General features: G+C 71.5%; 15 protein-coding genes. 10 read left to right on the forward strand and 5 right to left on the reverse strand.

Annotation, left to right across the window (positions count from 1 at the left end; all coding sequences use genetic code 11):
- Window positions 1–56: 56 nt before the first annotated feature.
- On the reverse strand, window positions 57–536 hold the full coding sequence (locus EL340_RS14645) for a holo-ACP synthase (RefSeq protein WP_126415214.1): 480 nt from the start codon (window positions 534–536) through the stop codon (window positions 57–59).
- Window positions 537–711: 175 nt separating this feature from the next.
- Between EL340_RS14645 and EL340_RS14650 the strand changes: the two genes are divergently transcribed.
- The 9 genes from EL340_RS14650 to EL340_RS14690 all read left to right on the forward strand — a co-directional run bounded on the left by EL340_RS14650 (window position 712) and on the right by EL340_RS14690 (window position 11,390).
- Window positions 712–2,712 carry a bifunctional ADP-dependent NAD(P)H-hydrate dehydratase/NAD(P)H-hydrate epimerase gene (locus EL340_RS14650; RefSeq protein WP_126415215.1) on the forward strand — a complete coding sequence of 667 codons (2,001 nt, stop codon included), beginning with the start codon at window positions 712–714 and terminating at the stop codon, window positions 2,710–2,712.
- 96 nt (window positions 2,713–2,808) lie between these two features.
- Window positions 2,809–4,230, forward strand: a complete 1,422-nt coding sequence (gene alr / locus EL340_RS14655) for an alanine racemase (protein ID WP_126415216.1) — start codon at window positions 2,809–2,811, stop codon at window positions 4,228–4,230.
- Window positions 4,227–4,865 (forward strand): tRNA (adenosine(37)-N6)-threonylcarbamoyltransferase complex ATPase subunit type 1 TsaE, encoded by a 639-nt coding sequence (gene tsaE, locus EL340_RS14660; protein WP_126415217.1) that lies wholly within the window; start codon window positions 4,227–4,229, stop codon window positions 4,863–4,865. Before alr ends, tsaE begins: the two co-directional genes overlap by 4 nt.
- A complete protein-coding gene (locus EL340_RS14665) occupies window positions 4,862–5,989 on the forward strand; it encodes an RAD23 family protein (RefSeq protein ID WP_126415218.1) in 1,128 nt (375 codons plus the stop codon). Before tsaE ends, EL340_RS14665 begins: the two co-directional genes overlap by 4 nt.
- Window positions 5,990–5,998: 9 nt before the next feature.
- Window positions 5,999–6,778: a tRNA (adenosine(37)-N6)-threonylcarbamoyltransferase complex dimerization subunit type 1 TsaB gene (gene tsaB / locus EL340_RS14670; RefSeq protein WP_126415219.1), complete on the forward strand. Its 780-nt coding sequence runs from the start codon at window positions 5,999–6,001 to the stop codon at window positions 6,776–6,778.
- Window positions 6,779–6,843: 65 nt separating this feature from the next.
- A complete protein-coding gene (locus EL340_RS14675; RefSeq protein ID WP_197722321.1) occupies window positions 6,844–7,446 on the forward strand; it encodes a GNAT family N-acetyltransferase in 603 nt (200 codons plus the stop codon).
- 411 nt (window positions 7,447–7,857) lie between these two features.
- The gene (locus EL340_RS14680) at window positions 7,858–8,610 is read left to right on the forward strand and encodes a succinate dehydrogenase cytochrome b subunit (protein WP_197722416.1); all 753 of its coding nucleotides are present in this window, start codon (window positions 7,858–7,860) and stop codon (window positions 8,608–8,610) included.
- Between the two features lie 12 nt (window positions 8,611–8,622).
- Entirely contained in the window at window positions 8,623–10,623 is a 2,001-nt protein-coding gene (locus tag EL340_RS14685; RefSeq protein WP_126415222.1) for a fumarate reductase/succinate dehydrogenase flavoprotein subunit, read from the forward strand.
- Entirely contained in the window at window positions 10,620–11,390 is a 771-nt protein-coding gene (locus EL340_RS14690; protein WP_003785183.1) for a succinate dehydrogenase/fumarate reductase iron-sulfur subunit, read from the forward strand. The genes EL340_RS14685 and EL340_RS14690 overlap by 4 nt, the downstream gene beginning before the upstream one ends.
- Window positions 11,391–11,489: 99 nt before the next feature.
- Here EL340_RS14690 and EL340_RS14695 read toward each other — a convergent pair whose 3' ends face one another.
- The 3 genes from EL340_RS14695 to EL340_RS14700 form a co-directional block, all read right to left on the reverse strand.
- Window positions 11,490–12,023, reverse strand: coding sequence for an HAD family hydrolase (locus EL340_RS14695; protein ID WP_232023128.1), 534 nt, complete (start codon window positions 12,021–12,023; stop codon window positions 11,490–11,492).
- A gap of 24 nt (window positions 12,024–12,047) precedes the next feature.
- The gene (locus tag EL340_RS15655) at window positions 12,048–12,188 is read right to left on the reverse strand and encodes a hypothetical protein (protein WP_232023129.1); all 141 of its coding nucleotides are present in this window, start codon (window positions 12,186–12,188) and stop codon (window positions 12,048–12,050) included.
- A 91-nt stretch (window positions 12,189–12,279) separates the two neighbouring features.
- Window positions 12,280–12,897, reverse strand: a complete 618-nt coding sequence (locus tag EL340_RS14700; protein ID WP_126415223.1) for a DNA-3-methyladenine glycosylase I — start codon at window positions 12,895–12,897, stop codon at window positions 12,280–12,282.
- Between the two features lie 113 nt (window positions 12,898–13,010).
- On the opposite strand from EL340_RS14700, the gene tsaD reads away from it, so the two are divergent.
- Window positions 13,011–14,057: a tRNA (adenosine(37)-N6)-threonylcarbamoyltransferase complex transferase subunit TsaD gene (gene tsaD / locus EL340_RS14705; RefSeq protein WP_126415224.1), complete on the forward strand. Its 1,047-nt coding sequence runs from the start codon at window positions 13,011–13,013 to the stop codon at window positions 14,055–14,057.
- 7 nt (window positions 14,058–14,064) lie between these two features.
- On the opposite strand, the gene EL340_RS14710 is transcribed toward tsaD, so the two are convergent.
- On the reverse strand, window positions 14,065–14,811 hold the full coding sequence (locus tag EL340_RS14710; protein ID WP_126415225.1) for a TetR/AcrR family transcriptional regulator: 747 nt from the start codon (window positions 14,809–14,811) through the stop codon (window positions 14,065–14,067).
- Window positions 14,812–14,931: the final 120 nt, after the last annotated feature.

Raw genomic sequence — 14,931 nt, forward strand, 5'->3', positions numbered from 1 at the left:
GGCGACGCACCGACGCGACCCTCGACGGCGCCGGGCCCGCAGTGCGGGCCCGGCGCCTACTGGGCTGGGCGCAGGGACCTGACCTGCGGCTTCGTGCGCGCCTCGGAGCGCTGGGAGGACAGGGTCAGGTCGTCGTCGTTGTCCACGTGATCGGCCTGGGCGACGACGAAGGCCTGCGCCATGCCGCCGTCGTGGGCCAGTGAGAGGTGCCAGTGGCCGATACCCGCCTGACGCGCGGCCATCGCGGCGGCCCCGGTCAGGCGCAGGTGCGGCGGGGTGCCGGGTGAGGAGGTCACCTCGATGTCCCTGTAGGCCCAGCCCTCGGGCGCGTCCAGCCCGAGCTCGGCGTAGGCCGACCCCAGTGCCTTGAGAACTGCCTCCTTCGCGGCCAGGCGCGCCCCCAGGGAGGCGGCCCGCTTCTGGCAGGCGGCCAGCTCGGCGGGGGTGAAGAGACGCTCGCGCAGGCCGGGTACCCGGTCCATATAGCCTTCGAGGCGGGTGACATCGACCAGGTCAGTCCCTACTGCGCGGATCACTCGGCCATTGTGCCGGGTGGGCCGGGGCGACGAGGGCTGAACGCGCCGCCTTTCTCTGGAACGGACAACCTCCTGGGCTCACGGGGAAGGCGACGGACCCCCAAGGAGTCTCATGCTCTGAAACCATTCGTCTCAGAACCTTGCTGGAGGGGCGAGGAACGGCGAGGCGAGGACAATGGGACAGGTGAGTGACCTCAACGACTTCACGCGTTCCGACGACGTCACCGACCCCACCACCTGCGCCTGGCCCGCCCAGGAGGTCGCAGCGGCAGAAGCCCCTGCGACCGCGGGTACCGACCGCTATATGAGAGCCGCCGCCCACGCGGTGGCACGGGCCGCCCTGCGCGAGCTGCGCCAGGGCCCCATCGTCCCCGGAACCGTGACGGCCCCCGCCAGGCCCACCATCGCCCCGTTCTCCTCCATCAGCCCCGCCGGGCCGGTGGCGACGCCCACCTCGCCGGTCTCCCCGGCGACGCCGACGGGGACGTCGGCCGACGGGGGAGGGGCCCAGGTGGGCCCGGGATGGATCGCGGGGGCACCGGTGCTCCTCCTGGTCGGCGGCGGGCACAACGGCGCCGACACCCTGCTGGCCGGGGGGCTGCTGTCGCACAACGGCTGCGCGGTCAGCGCCGTGCTCGCCACCGAGCACCCCCATCCCGTCGCCCTTGAGGAGGCCCGCAGCCACGGCGTCACCGTCTACGGCGCCGGCTACCGCAGCGAGGACGGGGCCGACCAGGACAGCGCCGAGGCCGTCGCCGCCGTCGAGGCCTTCCTGGCCCGGGGCGGACTCGTGCTTGACGGGCTCACCGGCATCGGCGCCACCGGACCACTGCGGCCCGACGCGGCCGCCCTCATCGCCCCGCTCCTCGCCGCCGGAGAGCCGGGGCGGCGCCCACTGCGCGTCATCGCCGTCGACCTGCCCAGCGGAACCGGCGTCGACGACGGCACGGTCGACGGGCCGGTCCTCGCCGCCGACCGCACCGTGACCTTCACCTGTCTCAAGGGGTGCCTGTGCCTGCCCCCGGCCCGGCACCTGTGCGGCGTCGTCGAGGTCGTCCCCCTCGGTCTGCCGGTGCCCCCGAGCCGGCCCATCGCCCGCCGCCCCGTTGACGGCGGCCTGGGCGACTACCTGACGCGAGCCGTTCCCGAACCCGGCACCAGCGACCACAAGTACACCCGTGGCGTTGTGGGCCTGTGGGCCGGCAGCGAGTCCTACCCCGGCGCGGCCGTCCTGGCCGCCAGCGGCGCGGTGCGCGCCGGAGCCGGCATGGTGCGCCTGGCCGCCCCCAGGCGCGTGGAGGACCTCGTCCTGGCTGCCCGCCCCGAGGTCGTCCCCACCGCGGGACGCAGCCAGGCCCTCGTCCTGGGACCGGGCGTCGACCCCGCCGACACCACCCGGGCCGATGAGCTGCGGGACCTGCTGCGCCTCACCCTCGTTCCCGCTCACGGCAGCCGGGCCGGACGGGGTGTGGACGAGGCCGGCTCCGGTGGGAGAACTGGTGAGAGAACCATCGGGCCCGCTGCCGGCACTGCCCCGACCGGGCCGCCCACCGTCGTCGACGCCGGAGCCCTGAGCATCCTGGCCGATCTTCTCACCGAGGACCTGAGCTGCACGCCGCTCCACGTCCTGACCCCGCACGCCGGCGAGGCCGCCGCCCTCCTGGAGGCGTTGACGGGGCCCGAGGCGCTTGCTGGGACGACCCGGCGCTGGCAGCGCGAGCGCGTCGAGGCCCACCCGGCCCACGCCGCCCGCGAGCTCTCCCGACTCAGCGGCGCCACCGTCCTGCTCAAGGGCGCGACAACACTCATCGCCGCCCCCGACCGCCCCCTGATCAGCGTGGACTGCGGGCCCTGCTGGATGGCGACCGCAGGAAGCGGGGACGTGCTCGCCGGGGTCCTGGGTGCCGTCCTGGCCGGAGCAGCCGCCCGCTGGGAGCAGGAGAGCGCCGACGTCGTACCGGCGCCCCCTGGTGACTCCCTGCTCGACTTCCTGCTCGACTCGGTGGCCGCCGGGGTCAGGCTGCACGCGCTCGCGGGCGCCTACGCCGCCGCGATCCCGCAGGGCGCCGGGGGCGTCGGCACCGGCGGGCACCCGATCGCCGCCCTCGACATCGCCACGGCCCTCGGCCCGGCCCGCCTCGAGCTCAACTGGCTTCAGGCGGTGCCGCACCACTGAGACGTGTCAGCTGATCGACGTCAACCTCATGGTTCACAGGGGCGAGTGCGCGAGGAAACGCGGTCGCCACCGGCCACCCAGTGCGACAATCGCGCCGTGACCACCTCCGCGGACCCAGCAGCAACGACCTCGCCCACCGCACCGGGAACCGCAGCCGCCCCGCCCCCGTTGCCCAGGGCGGCCACCTCCCGTGCCGTCATCGACCTGGAGGCCGTCGCCCACAACGGTCGACGCCTGGCGCAGGTGGCCGGCGTGCCGTGGATGGCCGTGGTCAAGGCCGACGCCTACGGTCACGGCCTGGGGCCGATCGCCCTGACGGCCCTGTCGGCGGGGGCCTCCTGGCTGGGGGTGGCCCAGCTGGCCGAGGCCCTGACCCTGCGCTCCCTTCTCGATGAGGCCGGCGTGGCCCGCCCCGCGGGGGAGCCCAGCGGCCGGGCCCCCCGGGTCCTGACCTGGCTCCTGCCCGTCATGGATCCTGTCCGGGCGGCCGCCTCGGACTCGCCTCTGCGCGCCGCGCTGGCAGCCGACCTGGACCTGTCGGTGTCCACGTCCTCTCAGCTCGAGGCCCTGGTGGCAGCGGCCCGGGCACAGGGAAGGGTGGCGCGTCTGCACCTCAAGGTCGACACCGGCATGTCGCGCGGCGGCGCCATGGCCGAGGACCTACCCGCCCTGGCCGCGGCGCTGAAGCGGGCCGTGGATGAGGGGACGGTCGACGTCGTCGGTCTGTGGTCCCACCTGTCCCGCGCTGACGAGCCCGCCAGCGGCTCCACCGAGGAGCACCTGGAGCGGTACCACCAGGCCGAGAGAATCGTGCAGGAGGCGGGCCTGAGCCCCTCCATCCGCCACCTGGCCGCCACCGGGGGGCTCCTGTGGCACCCGCAGGCCCGCATGGACCTGGTCCGGGTGGGGATCGGCCTGTACGGACTGAGCCCCGACCCGTCCGTGGCCACCAGTGCCGCGCTCGGCCTGCGGCCGGCCATGCGCCTGGAGTCCGCCCTGGTGCAGGTCAAGCGCATCGACGCCGGGCAGCCCGTCTCCTACGGGGGCACCTGGGGCGCCCCCACCGACCGCTGGGTGGGGCTCGTCCCCCTGGGCTACTCCGACGGCATCCCGCGCGCCGCCAGCTCCACCGGCCCCGTGGGAGTCGGCGGCATCATGACCAGCATCGTGGGCCGAGTGTGCATGGACCAGGTGGTCGTCGACCTCGGTCCGGCCCGGGACGAGACCGGCGCGCCCCTGCCTGCGCCTGCCCGGGTCGGAGACACCGCCGTGCTCTGGGGAGTCCCGGACGCCGCGGGGGGCGAGGCCGTCCCCACGGCCGACGAGTGGGCGCAGGCCTGCGGCACCATCAACTACGAGATCGTGACCCGGCTCGGGGCCCGCATCCCGCGCTGCTACGTCGGGGCCGGGGCCGGCGGCGACTACGCTCGTCCCTGGAGAACAGCAGACGTCGGATATCGTCGGTCAGGTACCCGCCGGTTCCCGTCGTCGGCTCCACGCACGGAGGAGGACGCATGAGCGGTGCCCCGCACACACCTGAGACGATCCCCGAGATCACCGTCGCCACCGGCGACGCCGATGAAACCCGGGCCCTTGGCGCTCGCCTGGCGCACCTGCTCCGCCCCGGCGACCTCGTCATGCTCTCCGGCGGGCTGGGCGCCGGAAAGACCACCCTGGCTCAGGGCATTGGCGCTGCCCTGGGGGTGCGCGGCCGCGTCTCCTCTCCCACCTTCATCATTGCCCGCGTGCACCCCTCACTGTCCGAAGGCCCCGACCTCATCCATGTCGACGCCTACCGGATCACCTCCCTGGAGGAGATTGACGCCCTCGACCTGGACTCCTCCCTGGACCGTTCGGTCACCCTGGTCGAGTGGGGCGAGGAGAAGGTGGAGGCGCTGAGCCCCGACCGTCTGGAGATCCAGGTGCTTCGGCCTCACGGTGCCGTCGGCGCCGGCACCCCGCAGCCCGACGACGCCCCGGCCGTCTCGGGACGGTCCGGTGACCCGGAAGCGGCGGACCCCGTCGTGGACCTAGGCGGGGTCGATGACGGCAACCGGACGATCACCGTGCGCGCCCTCGGCCCGAGATGGGCCGACACCGACCTGAGCCCACTGGGCGCTGAGGCGTCCCACCAGCCTGGAGCGTCGTCGTGAACCATCCTTCTCCCGTCGCCCCGGTGAGCGACGCCATCCCCATCCGGCCCGCCGAGCACCGCGGGCGCCCGAGGAACCTGGCCCGCATCGCCGTCGCGGTCCTCCTCCTGACCGTCTGCCTCCCGGCCGCGGTGCCGGCACGGGCCGCCACCGACCCGCCGTCGGCCGGCACGGGTGACTCCGCCGCCTCCGTCGCCCCGGACAACGGGGGCGACCCAGCCGCCTCAGAGCCGGCAGCCGCCACCGACCCGACCGCCCAGAGCGCACCCAGCGGGGAGCCGGCAGACACCTCGACGGACTCGGGCTCGCGCAGCGCGGCCAAGACCCTCATGGAGCGCGACTGCGTGGCCCAGGTGCGCCAGAGCACCGGAGAGCAGGGCGAGATCACGGTCGGAGACCTCAGAAGCGTCTACACCTGGGCGCCCGGCTTCCTCGACGGCTCCCAGCCGTCCGCGCAGCCCGTCGACACCGGCGACTGGGTCGCGACCGCCACCGCCGCCGGCAAGCCCATCGGCCTTCTCGAGGTCGTCACGGAGAAGGGACGCACCACCTGCACCCCCGTGTTCGATGACGATCTGGCCACCGACGTCGACCAGATGGGCGAGGCCCACCTCATCCACGACCGCAACGCCAACGCCTGGTACTCGCTCAGCGGCACTACGGTGACGGCACTGGGGGAGGCCGCCACCCGGCGTCTGGCCGGCCCCATCGAGCTGAGCGACTACGGAGAGGTCCTGCGCGAGCGCGCCGGCTCCAAGCCCAAGACCACCGCCGCCCAGAGCGAGGCGCGTTCCACCACGGGAGGCTGGGCGATCTGGGGGCCGGTCCTGGCAGTCGTCCTCGTCGGGGTCGTCACCGTCATCATCACGGTCCGTCATGAGCGCAAGGTGACCGCGCCGCTGCGCCAGGCCCGCAGTCGTGCCGACATGGCCGAGCGCGCCGACCGGCTCAGTCGTGACGAGTTCGACACCCAGGGCGTCGCAGTGCGGCGGGGCATCCCCCGCGCAGCCATCGACCTGTCCCTCCTCGGAGACGAGGGCGACACCGGCACGACCAGCGGTGAGACCCTGGGCGACACGATCCCCGAGAGCCGCGTCAACTCCCCCCGGGACCCGAGGGCATAGGCTGGCCCGGTGCGAATCCTCTCGATCGACTCCTCTCTGGGGGCCCAGCTCGCAGTCGTTGACACCACCGACACCGCTGACATTGCAGACACCGCGGGCGCCGGTGGACGCGCCTTGCGGGTACTCAGCCGCACCGAGCAGGCCGATAGCCGGCGTCACACCGAGTCCCTGGGGCAGATGCTCTCCGAGGCCCTGTCTGCTGAGGACGTCGCCGAACGCCCACCGCAGGCCGTCGTGGTGGCCACCGGGCCGGCCCCCTTCACCGGGCTGCGGGCCGGGCTCGTGACGGCCAGGGTCGTGGGGCGCACCCGAGGCCTCCCCGTCCACGGGGTCTCCAGCCTCGACGCCGTCGCCCGCCGCGCCCTCGACGAGCTCGCGGCTCGCGGGGGCGAGACGGATCCCGTCGTCCTGGTCGCCACCGACGCCCGCAGGCGGGAGGTCTACGCGGCGCTCTTCCGTGCCAACGGGCCCGACGACGTCACCCGCCTGACCGAGATCGACGTCTGCGCCCCGACCCAGGTCGCCGAGCATGTCAGCGAGCGGATCGCCGGGCAGGTCGAGGGGGCCGGAGCCGTCGATGCCGTGGCCGGATCCGGCGCCGCCCTCTATCCCGAGCTGGCCGAGCTGGGCTCCTCCCGCGAGGCGCTCGCTCCGGTCTCCGGCGATGCCCTGACCCAGGTGCGCATCGCCCTGGCCCGTCTGGACCGCGGTGAGGAGCTGGGCGTGCAGCCGCTCTACCTGCGCCACGCGGACGTGCAGATGCCCGCCGCGCGCAAGCGCGTGCGCTGACCCGGCCCCGGGTGACTCAGGTGTCCAAGGGACCGGGAGCACGGCGGACGCCCAGGCTGCGGGAGATGACCGAGGCGGACCTGGAGGAGATCGCCCGGCTCGAGGGCGAGCTGTTCGGCGCCGAGGCATGGAGCCGGGACCTGCTGACCGCTGAGCTGGAGGCCTCCCGGGGGCCCCGGGCCGACCGCCGCTACGTCGTCGTCGAGACTGATGCCGAGCCTGGTGTCGAGCCAGACGGTGCCGGCGAGGAACACGGCGCGGATCATGCCGACAGCCGCGTGGGGCTCCGGGCTCGAGCAGGAACCGGGCCGGCGGGGGGACGCCTCCTGGGCTATGCCGGCCTCTACCACGCCGGTGGTCTGACCAGCGCCGACCTGCTGACCATCGCCACCGTCCCGGCCGCACGCGGGCGGGGGCTGGCCTCGGGCATGCTCGCCGAGCTCGTGGACACCGCCCGGAAGGCGGGCTGTCCCGACGTCCTGCTGGAGGTGCGCCAGTCGAATCAGACCGCCCAGGGGATCTACGCCAGGCACGGGTTCGTCCCCATCGGCAGACGCCGCCGCTACTATCAGGCGCCGCCCGAGGACGCCGTGGTCATGCGGCTGACGCTGCGCCAGCGCCTGGACCCTCTCGGAGCGGCCGAGGTCAGTGAGTCGAGTCCGGGCTGAGCCGAGCTGAGTCGGGCTGGGCCGAGCGCGCGGCTCTGCCCGGCCGAAAGATCCGCACGCCCGACCGGGAGGATTGCGCCGGGGGTGAAGAAGCAGATAGGCACGGTGTTGGCCGGCAATAAATACGGCTTTCTGCGGTGGAGGCCTCGAGTGTCCGAGGCCTCACAGATTTGTCTGACACCCCTATGACGAAAAGGCGGCCTCGGACGGTGGCGTCAGCAAATTCCGCAGCGTTGAATCCGACGTTGAGGCCTTCCGAAATCCCCGAGATTCTGCGGATTGTCGGCGTATCGGTGCTGGTGGCGGCACAGATGGTGCCGAGGTGGCTTCAATCCCGGCTAGCCTTTTGCCGTGGCCAAAACATCTGCTCCTTCCCTGAAGAGGCGGACCGCCTTCTCCACGACCGTCTTCATGAAGCGCATGATGGCGATCTCGGGGCTGGTGTTCCTGTTCTTCGTCCTCTTCCACGCCTATGGCAACCTCCACTACTTCGAGGGTGAGGTCGCCTACGATCACTACGCCGTGTTCCTGCGCGCGATCCTCGTACCAATCCTGCCCTACGAGGGTTTCCTGTGGATCCTCCGCCTGGCGCTCATGGCCTGCCTCCTGGCTCACGCCGGCAGCGCCTTCCACCTGTGGGTGCGCAACAAGCGGGCCCGTGGCAACGACAAGTACGCCGTCAAGAAGCCCGGCGCCGAGTACTTCGCCTCCCGCTACGCCATGCGCACCATGCGCTGGGGCGGCGTCATCCTCCTGCTGTTCATCATCTGGCACATCCTGCAGTTCACCACCCTGTCACTGACGCCGGGGGGCCAGTACGTGCACGGACGCGCCTACCTCAACATGTACTACGGCTTCCAGCTGTGGTGGGTGTGGCTCATCTACGCGATCGCGCTGGTGTCCCTGTGCCTGCACGTGTGGCACGGCGTGTGGTCGGCCCTGCAGACGCTGGGTGCGGTGCGAGGAGGCACCATCCCCTTCATCCGGCTGATCGCCTTCGTGGTGGCCTTCGCGCTGTTCGCCGGCTTCATGATCGTTCCGACGGCGATCCTCTTCGGCTATGTCGACGCCCCCATGTCCGCTGCCGACTACTACCCGCAGTTCTGTGATGCGATCGGCTCCTCCGCCGAGCACTTCGCCGAGTGTGTTGCGGCGACCCACTGAGAGTGAACGACTATGACTGAACTCATCGACGGCCTGTACTACGAGGGCGAGAAGATCGCCGACACCAAGGCCCCCCACTCCGTCCCGATCGACAGGCGCTGGGAGCAGCGCAAGTTCGAGGCCAAGCTCGTCAACCCCGCCAACCGCCGCAAGCTGGACATCATCGTCGTCGGCTCCGGCCTGGCCGGCGGCGCCGCTGCCGCCTCCCTGGGCGAGCAGGGCTACAACGTCAAGGTCTTCTTCTACCAGGACTCCGCCCGCCGGGCGCACTCCATCGCCGCCCAGGGCGGTATCAACGCCGCGAAGAACTACCGCAACGACGGCGACTCCACCTACCGGCTCTTCTACGACACGGTCAAGGGCGGCGACTACCGCGCCCGCGAGGACAACGTCTACCGCCTGGCCGAGGTCAGCGCCAACATCATCGACCAGTGCGTGGCCCAGGGCGTCCCCTTCGCCCGCGAGTACGGCGGCCTGCTGGACAACCGCTCCTTCGGTGGCGTCCAGGTCTCCCGTACCTTCTACGCCCGCGGCCAGACCGGCCAGCAGCTCCTCATCGGCGCCTACCAGGCCCTGGAGCGTCAGGTGCACGCCGGGACGGTCAAGGAGTTCCGCCGCCACGAGATGGTCGAGCTCATCCTCGTCGACGGGCGCGCCCGCGGCATCGTCACCCGCGACATGGTCTCCGGTGAGATCGAGACCCACCTGGCCGACGCCGTCGTCCTGGCCAGCGGCGGGTACGGCAACGTGTTCTTCCTGTCCACCAACGCGATGGGCTGCAACGCCACCGCCATCTGGCGCGCGCACCGCAAGGGCGCCTACTTCGCCAACCCCTGCTACACGCAGATCCACCCCACCTGCATCCCGCAGTCCGGAGACTTCCAGTCCAAGCTCACCCTCATGAGTGAGTCGCTGCGCAACGACGGACGCATCTGGGTGCCTAAGCGGGCCGAGGACTGCGACAAGGACCCGCGCGACATCCCCGAGGAGGCTCGCGACTACTACCTCGAGCGCATCTACCCGGCCTTCGGAAACCTCGTGCCGCGTGACATCGCCTCGCGTCAGGCCAAGAACATGTGCGACGAGGGCCGCGGCGTGGGCCCGGCCATCAAGGAGCGCGACGCCAACGGCAACGAGCGGATGATGCGTCGCGGCGTCTACCTGGACTTCTCCGAGGCCATCGGCCGCCTGGGCAAGGACGCCGTCTCCGCCCGCTACGGCAACCTGTTCGAGATGTACCAGCGCATCACCGGCGACGACCCCTACGAGGTCCCCATGCGCATCTACCCGGCCGTGCACTACACGATGGGCGGCCTGTGGGTGGACTACGACCTGGAGTCCAACGTCCCGGGCCTCTACATCGCCGGTGAGGCGAACTTCTCCGACCACGGCGCCAACCGCCTGGGCGCCTCGGCGCTCATGCAGGGCCTGGCCGACGGCTACTTCGTCCTGCCCGACACCATGAACGACTACCTGGCGGACATGCTGCGCCTGGGCAAGGTCGACCCGAACGCCCCGGAGATCGCCGAGGCCAAGCGCTCCGTCGAGGAGCGGGTCGCCCGCCTCATGGCCCTGCGCGGAACCCGCAGCGTGGACGACTTCCACATGGCCCTGGGACGCATCATGTGGGAGTACTGCGGCATGGAGCGGCGTGACGCCGGTCTGCGCGACGCCATCAAGCAGATCCGGGCCCTCAAGGAGGAGTTCTGGCGCGACGCCCGCATCACGGGCCAGGCCGACGAGCTCAACCAGGCCCTGGAGAAGGCCGGCCGGCTGCTGGACTTCTTCGAGCTGGCCGAGCTCATGTGCATCGACGCCCTGCACCGGCGTGAGTCCTGCGGTGGTCACTTCCGGGCGGAGTCCCAGACGCCCGAGGGTGAGGCCATGCGGCACGATGACGAGTTCCTCTACGTCGCCGCCTGGGAGTGGGGCGGGGAGAACCGTCCGCCGATCCTCCACAAGGAGGACCTCGTCTACAAGGACATCGAGCTCAAGCAGCGGAGTTACAAGTGAACATCAAGCTCAAGATCTGGCGCCAGAAGAACAAGGACTCGAAGGGCCACTTTGAGGAGTACGCCATGAGCGGGATCGAGGAGCACATGAGCTTCCTCGAGGTCCTCGACCTGCTCAACGAGCAGCTCTTCGCCGAGGGCAAGGAGCCGGTGGCCTTCGACTCCGACTGCCGCGAGGGCATCTGCGGTCAGTGCGGTGTGGTCATCAACGGGCAGGCCCACGGGCCGATCCGCTCGACCACCTGCCAGTTGCACATGCGTCACCTGGCGGAGGACCCCTCCTTCAAGGACGGCTCCACCATCACGATCGAGCCGTGGCGCTCCACCGGCTTCCCGGTGCTGCGCGACCTCATCGTGGACCGCTCCGCCCTGGACCGCATCGTCCAGGCCGGCGGCTACATTTCGGTCAACACCGGTGGTGCCCCCGAGGCGCACTCGGTGCCCGTACAGAAGGAGAAGGCCGACGCCGCCTTCGAGGCCGCCGCCTGCATCGGCTGCGGCGCCTGCGTGGCCGCCTGCCCCAACGCCTCGGCGATGCTGTTCACGGGTGCGAAGATCTCGCACCTGGGGCTGCTGCCGCAGGGGCAGCCTGAGCGCCTCGCCCGCGTGGTGAGCATGCTCAATCAGCACGACGCCGAGGGCTTCGGCGGCTGCACGAACATCGGTGAGTGCGCGGCCGTGTGCCCCAAGTCGGTGCCTCTCGAGGTCATCTCGCGCCTCAACCGCGACCTGGGCCACGCCCTGTGGAAGGGCCAGCACGCCCACTGACCACCTCTCCACCCTCATCCACCGAGCCGGGCACTTTTCGCGTACCCCTGCAGAAATTCTGTTGGGCCACGCGAAAAGTGCCCGGCTCGGTGTGAGGGGCTAGCCGACGACGGTGAAGGTCACCCCGGTGAAGTCCGGAATCCGAGGCACCTGCGGGTCGGCCTCGGGAACACCGTCGCCCACGAGGAGGATCTGGGCTCCGGCCCGCTGGGCTGCGGTGTAGCCGGAGGCGGCGTCCTCCAGCACCAGGCAGGAGGAGATGGGCACGTCCAGGAGCTCGGCGGCCTTGAGATAGGCGCCGGGATCGGGCTTTCCGCGGGCGACGTCGTCGGCTGAGACGGCAACCGCCGGAATGGGGACCCCGGCCTCCTGCATGCGCACTCGCATGAGCTCGATCGGGGCCGAGGTGACCAGGGCCAGGGGGACGCCGGCGTCGATCAGCGCGGTCACCAGTGCCGCGGCGCCGGGGATCTCGGCCATTCGCCCGGCCGTGCGCACGATCTCCTCCTGGGCGAAGCGCTCGTGGATGGCGTCGTGCTCCTCCGAGGCCAGCTCCGGCAGGAACCGACGGATCGTGTCGATACCGGTGCGTCCGGGGGAGTAGGCCATGATCTCGTCGAAGCGCTCGCTCATGCCGTGGTCGCGGGCGAAGGAGCTTCACATGGATTCCACGACCGCCGAGGAGTCCACGAGCGTGCCGTCCATGTCGCACAGGATCGCCTCGGCCCGGGCCAGGCGCACCGGTTCCCCGGCGGGACCGCTCGACGACATCAGCTGGACGGCCGGGTGAACAGTCATGGTGCCTCCTGAGACGGAATCAAGGGAACGAGGGAAGAAGGAGCGGATACGGCCGTCACAGGGTACCAACGAAAGACGGGCCGTGGCCGTGCTATGCCCACACCCCGGAGCTGCCGCGGCGGTGGGAGCCGACCAGGTGGGTATCGATGATCCCGATCGCCTCCATGAGGGCGTGCATCGTCGTCGGGCCGACGAAGCGGAAGCCGCGGCGCTTGAGGTCGCGGGACAGGGCGGCCGACTGCGGTGACTGCGTAGGGACGTCCTCCAGCCTGCGCGGCCGGGGAGTCGACTCCGGCTGGTAGGACCACACCAGGCCCGCCAGGCCGCCGTCGACGTCGCCCGCCTCCCTGAGGCGCAGCGTCGCGCGGGCGTTGTCGATGGTGGCCAGGATCTTGGCCCGGTTGCGCACGATTCCCGTATTCCCCAGCAGGCGGTCCACCTCCGCCTGCCCGAAGCCGGCCACGATCTCGGGGTCGAATCCGGCGAAGGCGTCGCGGAAGGCCGGTCGCTTGCGCAGGATCGTCGCCCAGGACAGTCCCGACTGAAAGGCCTCCAGGCTCAACCGCTCGAAGACACCCCGCTCATCGCGCACCGGCATACCCCACTCGGTGTCGTAGTACTCGCGCAGCAGCGGGTCGGTGGCGGCCCAGCGCGGTCTGGCCAGGCCGTCGTCGCCCACCACCAGGTCTGGGTTGCCGGGCTCAGTCACGGGTGCCTCCTCATGCGTCGTGCCGCCTGCCGCACGCGTCCGTTGCCCAGCGGGGACAGTGCCCGAAGGCGCCTGGCGTCAGCCCGTGCCGGCAGGCGATAGGCTGTGGGCTTGTGAGCGATCCTCTCATCCTCGGCATCGAGTCCACCTGCGACGAGACCGGCGTGGCCCTCGTGCGCGGGCGCGAGCTCCTCGCCGACGTCACCGCCACCTCCATGGACCAGTACGCGCGCTTCGGCGGGATCATCCCCGAGATCGCCTCGCGCGCCCACCTGGAGTCCTTCCTGCCCACCCTCGACGCCGCGCTGGAGAAGGCCGACGTCGATCTGGGCGAGGTCGACGCCGTCGCGGTGTGCGCCGGCCCCGGGCTCATCGGTTCCCTGACCGTCGGAATCTCCGCCGCCAAGGCCCTGGCCGCGAGCCTGGGCAGGCCGGTCTACGGCGTCAACCACGTCATCGGGCACCTGGCGGTCGACGAGCTGGTCGACGGCCCCCTGCCCGAGCGGTTCATCGGGCTCATCGTCTCCGGCGGTCACTCCAACCTCCTGAGCATCCGCGACATCGCCACCGACGTCGTCGAGCTCGGCGGCACCCTCGACGACGCCGCCGGCGAGGCCTTCGACAAGGTCGGTCGGCTCCTGGGGCTGCCCTACCCGGGTGGCCCCCACGTGGACCGGCTCTCCCAGGAGGGCGACCGCAGCGCCATCCGCTTCCCTCGCGGCCTGGCCGCCGGCAAGGACAAGGAGCGCCACCGCTACGACTTCTCCTTCTCCGGTCTCAAGACCGCGGTGGCCCGCTACGTCGAGTCCCTGGAGGATGCCGGCCAGGAGGTGCCCGGCGCCGACGTGTGCGCCGCCTTCTCCGAGGCCGTCAACGACTCCCTGACGGCCAAGGCGGTCCAGGCCTGCCTGGACACCGGCTGCGACACGCTCGTCGTCGGAGGTGGATACTCCGCCAACTCCCGCCTGCGGTCCCTGGCCGCCGAGCGCTGCGAGGCAGCCGGCATCACCCTGCGCCTGCCGCCGCTGCGCTTCTGCACCGACAACGGCGCCCAGATCGCCGCCTTGGGCTCGGCGGCCGTGCGCGCCGGCGTTGCCCCCAGCCCCATGGACTTCGCCCCGGACTCAGGGATGCCGCTGGACGTCAGCGTCGTTCACTGACAGTCATTCACTGATGCCTGCCGGCGTCCCCTGACCCCTGCTGTGTCGCGCCGGCGGCCACTCCCCGGATGATGATCTCGATCTTGCGGTCCAGGCCGCCGCGCTCCAGCCAGCTCTCGTTCGGGGTCAGCGCCTCGGGCAGGGACGGCGCCCGACTGGTGGCCGCCAGGCGGCTCGCCTCCTGCAGCCCCGTGGAACCGCCGCGCTCGGAGGCGGGGGTGTCCTCCGCCGGCTCCTGCCCGGTCGGCGCGGGGAGCCCGGAGCGGCCGACGGGGGAGCGCATGACCTCGATCTGCGCGTGCGTGGAGATGACGGTGTCGCCCACGAAGTCCAGGACCACCCTGGCCTCCTCGGCCTCAAGCCCTCCGTCGACCAGCACCTGACACGCCTGGGAGACGGGGCCGGCGAAGAGCTGGTGCGCCCACGGCACCCCCATGATGACGCCGGCCAGGCCTGGGTACTGCTCCAGCATCCCCCAGACGGCCTCGACGTGCGCCCGGACCGTCTCGGGCCAGCTCCTCCCCGGACGCGGGACCTCGACCCGGGAGGCGATCCGCTCCAGGCAGGCGGCCAGCAGGTCCTCGCGCGAGGCGATCGTGCGGTACAGCCCCGAGTCCGCCACGCCCAGCCGCTTGGCCACCGCCGTCAGCGTGAAGTCCGCGATGCCGATCTCGAGTGCCGCGTCGACGACGTCGTCGCGCGAGAAACCGGGTCTCGGTCCGGTCGGTCGGCCCAGTCGCGCCAGTGATGCCATGGCAGCACAGTAGTGCGCCGCGACGACGGTTGCTCCCGCTTCAGCGGTGAGAATAAGGCGGGCCTTATCGAATTCTGAAATGTATTCAGAATTAGAGCCGACGGAAGGATGAGGCTCCTC

It is taken from the genome of Actinomyces viscosus (genome assembly GCF_900637975.1).
GTDB classification, from domain to species: Bacteria; Actinomycetota; Actinomycetes; order Actinomycetales; family Actinomycetaceae; genus Actinomyces; species Actinomyces viscosus.